Source organism: uncultured Methylobacterium sp. (assembly GCF_964251405.1).
Taxonomy (GTDB): Bacteria; Pseudomonadota; Alphaproteobacteria; order Rhizobiales; family Beijerinckiaceae; genus Methylobacterium.
Map to the genome: position 1 here is coordinate 1 of NZ_CAXUJR010000090.1, position 5,250 is coordinate 5,250.

A 5,250-nucleotide genomic window follows, 5' to 3' on the forward strand; every position below is an offset into this window, starting at 1 on the left:
ATGAAGTCGGCCAGCTGAAGCGGGCCCATCGGGTGGTTCGCCCCGAGCTTCATGGCCGTGTCGATCGCCTCCACCGAGCCGACGCCCTCGTACAGTGTGTAGATCGCCTCGTTGATCATCGGCAGCAGGATGCGGTTCACGATGAAGGCCGGGAAATCCTCCGACATCGTCGAGGTCTTGCCGAGCTTAGCGATGAAGGCCTTGGCCGATTCGTAGGTCGGGTCTTCCGTGGCGATGCCGCGGATCAGCTCGACGAGCTGCATCACCGGCACCGGGTTCATGAAATGAATGCCGATGAAGCGCTCCGGCCGGTCCGTCGATGCGGCGAGCCGCGTGATCGAGATCGACGAGGTGTTGGTGGCGATGATCGTATCGGGCTTCAGGGAGCCGCACAGGGTGCTGAAGATCTTGCGCTTGGTGGCCTCGTCCTCGGTGGCGGCCTCGATCACGAGGTCACAGGGAGCGAGATCGTCGAATTCGCGGGCCGCCATGATGCGCCCGACCGCGCTGCGGCGCTGCTCGTCGGTGATGGTGCCCTTGGCGACCTGACGGGCGAGGTTGCCGTCGACCGTCGCGAGGCCGCTCTCGATCCGGCTTCTCTCGCGATCGTTGAGGCGCACATCGAGCCCCGCCATGGCGCAGACATGCGCGATGCCGCTGCCCATCTGTCCCGCACCGATGATCCCGACCGTCCTGATATCGATGCCCATCGCGTGCTCGCACCCCCGAGGCGCAGCCGGACCCGCCGGCGAACGCATTGCCTTCGCGATGGCCGGGTCGACGCCCCATCCATCGCGGATCATCGATTTCTTAGAACATTTTCGCCCGCAGGTGCAGTACGGCCCCGAGCGTTAAATGCAGGGCGACCCGCCCTGCAGCGCAGTCGGCCGCCGGTATGGCGTGACGGTGTTCAGCCCTTGGCCTTGGCGATGGCGGCCTGGAAGTCCGGCACCACCTGGAAGAGGTCGCCGACGAGGCCGTAATCGGCGACCTGGAAGATCGGCGCGTCCTCGTCCTTGTTGATGGCGACGATGACCTTCGAGTCCTTCATGCCGGCGAGATGCTGGATCGCGCCGGAGATGCCCACCGCGACGTAGAGATCGGGTGCCACGACCTTGCCGGTCTGGCCGACCTGCCAGTCGTTGGGTGCGTAGCCCGCATCGACTGCCGCGCGCGAGGCGCCGACCGCCGCACCGAGGCTGTCGGCCAGCGGCTCGATCAGCTCCTTGAACTTCTCGGCCGAGCCGAGCGAGCGCCCGCCCGAGACGATGATGCGGGCGGCGGCGAGTTCGGGCCGGTCCGACTTGGCGATCTCCTCGCCCTTGAAGGTCGCGCCGCCAGCGGCCGGCACCGCGGCCTCGACGTCCTTGATCTCGGCCGTGCCGCCGCCCTCGGCCGCCACCTTGAAGGCCGCCGTGCGCACGGTGATCACCGCCTTGCCGGCCGGGGCCTGGACGGTCTGGATCGCGTTGCCGGCATAGATCGGCCGCTCGAAGGTGTCGGGCGCGACGACCTTGATGATGTCCGAGATCTGGGCGACGTCGAGGAGGGCGGCCACGCGCGGCAGCACGTTCTTGCCCGTCGTCGAGGCGGCGGCCAGGATCACGTCGTAGGGTCCGGCGATGGCGGCGAGCAACGCCCCGGTCGGCTCCGCGAGCAGGTGGTCGTAGGCCGCATCCTCGGAGACCAGCACCGTCTCGATCCCGTCGAGCTTCGCCGCCGCCTCGGCGGCCGCCCTGGCCCCTGCGCCGAGCATGACGGCGTGGATCGGGCCGCCGATGGCCGCTGCCGCCGTCACCGCCTTCAGGCTGGCGTCGCGGACGGCACCGTTCTCGTGCTCGATGAGGAGGAGGATGGCCATGTGCGTGTAACCTCGGATCGGGGACGCCCGTTCGGGCTTGGAGAAGGGGGCGGGAGCGGGGCGGTCAGATCACCCCGGCCTCGACCTTCAGCTTCTCCACGAGGAGAGCCGCGGACTCGACCTTGACGCCGGCCTTGCGGCCGGCGGGCTCGACGGTCTTGAGCACCTTGATGCGCGGCGTGACGTCGACGCCGAGCCCGTCGGGCGTCATCTCCTCGAGCGGCTTCTTCTTGGCCTTCATGATGTTGGGCAGGCTGGCGTAGCGCGGCTCGTTGAGGCGCAGGTCCGTCGTGACGATGGCCGGGAGCGCCAGCGTCACGGTCTGGAGGCCGCCGTCGACTTCCCGGGTGACGTCGATCGATCCCTCGCCGAACTCGACCTTGAACGCGAAGGTGCCCTGCGGCCAGCCGAGCAGGGCGGCGAGCATCTGGCCGGTCTGGTTGGAATCGTCGTCGATGGCCTGCTTGCCGAGGATGACGAGCTCGGGGCCTTCCTTCTCGACCACGGCCTTGAGGATCTTGGCGACCCCCAGAGGCTCGACGTTCACGTCGGTCTTGACCAGGATCGCCCGGTCGGCACCCATGGCGAGTGCCGTACGAAGGGTCTCCTGCGCCTGCTGCGGCCCGATCGACACGGCGACGATCTCGGTGACCTTGCCCTTCTCTTTCAGGCGGATCGCCTCCTCGACGGCGATCTCGTCGAAGGGGTTCATCGACATCTTGACGTTGGCGAGCTCGACGCCCGAACCGTCCGCCTTGACGCGGATCTTGACGTTGTAGTCGACGACCCGCTTGACGGGCACCAGAACCTTCATGGCGGTCACAATCCTCAGCGCGGATAATGGTACAGCGTGGCAGCCGACGGCCTTCGGACGGGCCGAACGCATGGCGCCCTCGCTGACGAGGCGGCGGACCGTAGCGGTGGGATTTCGCGCTTGTCAACGCGAGGCGACGAGTCGGGCCGTCCCGGGATCCGAGTCACCGAAACGTCCGCGAAATCCGGGGCCGTCTCGTGAGTCGTTGCAGGGCTGCGCGGCGGAGCCCGGAACGACCAGGGTCGCGTGCGTTGCAGCCCTACCGATTCTTCCCCGGCACCCAGAGCACGTCGGCGGCGCCGTTTGCGTTCGCCGTCCGGCTCGCCACGAACAGGAAGTCCGACAGGCGGTTGAGATATTGCAGCGCTTCGGCCGAGACCGTCTCGCCCTCGATCGCCGCCAGCGCCACGGCGAGGCGCTCGGCCCGTCGGCAGACCGTCCGGGCGAGATGCAGGGCCGCCGCCGCCGGGGAGCCGCCGGGGAGCACGAAGGATTTCAGCGGTGCGATGTCGGCGTTGAGGGCGTCGATCTCGGTCTCGATGCGGGTCACCTGCGCTGCCACGATCCGCAACGGCTCGTAGGCCGGCTTCTCCGGGCCCTCGGGCGTCGCTAGGTCGGCTCCCAGATCGAACAGGTCGTTCTGGATGCGCGCCAGCATCGCGTCGAGGGCGGGCTCGGCACTCAGGCGCGCGAGGCCGATGCACGCATTGGTCTCGTCGACCGTGCCGTAGGTCTCGACCCGCAGGTCGGCCTTGGAGCGGCGCTCGCCGTTGGCCAGGGCCGTCGAGCCCTTGTCGCCGGTGCGGGTGTAGATGCGGTTGAGGGTGACCACGGCGTCCGATCGGGGTGTTCGGTGGGAGTGTCGCCCCGAAGAGTGGATGCCACTCTTCGGAGAAAGCCGATGCAGCATCGGGACCTGGAGCGTCGGACCGGATCCCGTGTCCGGTTTGGCGCTCTAGAACGTGTAGCCGAGCTTGCCGCCGAAATTGGTCAGGCCGCGGTTGTTGGCACACAGGCCGGCATTCGACATGTGCTCGACGGTGGCCATGATGCTCCAACGCTCGCTGAGGCGGAAGCCCAGGGCCGCGGCCTCACGGAACAACGGCGAGCAGCCCAGGGTGTTGAAGCCGAACGGCGTGTTGCTCTTGGGTCCCGTGTAGCCGTCGTGGACGGCCCCGCCGAAGAAGCCTTCGAGGAAGACGACGCGGTTGAGGGTCTCGGGGAACAGGTCGACGCTCCAGGTTCCGCCGATATAGCCGTAGCTGGTGCGGCCGCCGAAATTGTAGCTGCCACCGACGGTCGGGCGGGGCACGAAGGCCTGCCAGAACGGATCGAGGCTGAGCACGGGCTTGGCGAACAGGAGCTCGCCGTTGATGTTGTTGGTGCCGCCTTCGGCGCTGCCGGGATCCTGCACCGAGCCGCCGATGCGGACCTCCGACACGAAGCTCATCGGTTGTGCCGGGGGAACATAGACCGGGGGAGCCGGCCGGGCTCCTCGCAGGTCCGCCGCACGGGTCCCCGAGATGGTGCCGCCCGCGAACGCCAAGACGAGGGCGCCCGCAATGATCCGATGGGTCGAGAGCTTCATTGCGTGTTGGTCCGGCCTTCCATTTCCCGACGGTATCATGCGGCCGGTGCCCTGGTTGAGAGGGGATGAAGCGTATTCATCCCGTTCCGGGCGGATAGATCCAGGGTGAGACCCCGCCGCCACACTTCGACCGGCCGATCCGAAGGCTCAGGTCGAGCGCCACCACAGCACGCCCATGATCAACACGATGGCAAGGAACTGCAGGATCACGCGCAGGCGCATCAGCTTTTGCGAGACGTTGCTGCTGCCGCCCCGCATCATGTTGACGAGACCGAGCAGGAGAACCACGGCGACCGCGACGCAGGCGGCGAGGACGATGGTGTTGGAGGACATGACGGGCGTCTCGGCTCAAGGATCGGGAGTGCGGTCCGGATCACGCATGACCGCTCGTCCCTCGGCATCACATAGACGCGCTTCGACGCCCCGTCGCCTATGGCAGGTCGGCGCAGCCCATTGGACGGCGCCCGGTCAATTCCGGCGCAGCAGCCGCTCGAAGTAGTCGAGCTCCTCGCGCGGTCGGCTCGGGTCGCCGAGCTTGCGCCGCAGCTCCTCCATGATCCGGCGGGTGCGCTGGACCCCGGATTCGTCGGCGGTGGGGACTCGGACATTGCCGCCCGAGAGGTCGCGCCCCTTGGTCGGGCGGCCGAGCGGATCGTCGTCGCGGGAGCCGGCCTGGCCCTGTTGGCTCGGCGACTTGCCCTGGCCCTCCTGCTCGCCCTCGCCCTCGCCCTCGGCCATCTCCTGCATCTGCTGCTGCATGCCCTCGGCTCCGCGCTTGAGCCCGTCGAGGGCACGGCCCTGAGCGTCGACGGCGTCGCCCTCCTTGCCCTGGCCCAACGCACCTTCGGCGTCGCGCATCGCCTCCTCGGCATCGGAGAGGCCTTCCTCGCCCTGCATGCCGAGTTCCTTCATGCGGCGCTGCAGATCCTCCAGGCGCTCGCGCAGGGCCTGCTGGCGCTGGCCGGTTCCGCCCTGTCCCTGCTGTCC

General features: G+C 68.3%; 7 protein-coding genes. All 7 read right to left on the reverse strand.

The window, feature by feature from the left end; translation table 11 throughout:
* Window positions 1-710 (reverse strand): 3-hydroxyacyl-CoA dehydrogenase NAD-binding domain-containing protein (locus ACFE7U_RS14620; protein WP_375410452.1); only part of this gene is annotated, 710 nt, incomplete at its 3' end.
* Between the two features lie 200 nt (window positions 711-910).
* Window positions 911-1,861: an electron transfer flavoprotein subunit alpha/FixB family protein gene (locus ACFE7U_RS14625; protein WP_375410453.1), complete on the reverse strand. Its 951-nt coding sequence runs from the start codon at window positions 1,859-1,861 to the stop codon at window positions 911-913.
* 64 nt (window positions 1,862-1,925) lie between these two features.
* Window positions 1,926-2,675 carry an electron transfer flavoprotein subunit beta/FixA family protein gene (locus tag ACFE7U_RS14630; RefSeq protein ID WP_375410454.1) on the reverse strand — a complete coding sequence of 250 codons (750 nt, stop codon included), beginning with the start codon at window positions 2,673-2,675 and terminating at the stop codon, window positions 1,926-1,928.
* A gap of 259 nt (window positions 2,676-2,934) precedes the next feature.
* Window positions 2,935-3,507 carry a cob(I)yrinic acid a,c-diamide adenosyltransferase gene (locus tag ACFE7U_RS14635; protein WP_375410455.1) on the reverse strand — a complete coding sequence of 191 codons (573 nt, stop codon included), beginning with the start codon at window positions 3,505-3,507 and terminating at the stop codon, window positions 2,935-2,937.
* 123 nt (window positions 3,508-3,630) lie between these two features.
* Complete coding sequence (locus ACFE7U_RS14640) at window positions 3,631-4,263, reverse strand: acyloxyacyl hydrolase (RefSeq protein ID WP_375410456.1); 633 nt, start codon at window positions 4,261-4,263, stop codon at window positions 3,631-3,633.
* A 147-nt stretch (window positions 4,264-4,410) separates the two neighbouring features.
* Window positions 4,411-4,596 (reverse strand): twin transmembrane helix small protein, encoded by a 186-nt coding sequence (locus tag ACFE7U_RS14645; RefSeq protein WP_375410457.1) that lies wholly within the window; start codon window positions 4,594-4,596, stop codon window positions 4,411-4,413.
* 135 nt (window positions 4,597-4,731) lie between these two features.
* The coding region (locus ACFE7U_RS14650) for a DUF4175 family protein (RefSeq protein ID WP_375410458.1) at window positions 4,732-5,250 on the reverse strand (519 nt) is incomplete at its 5' end.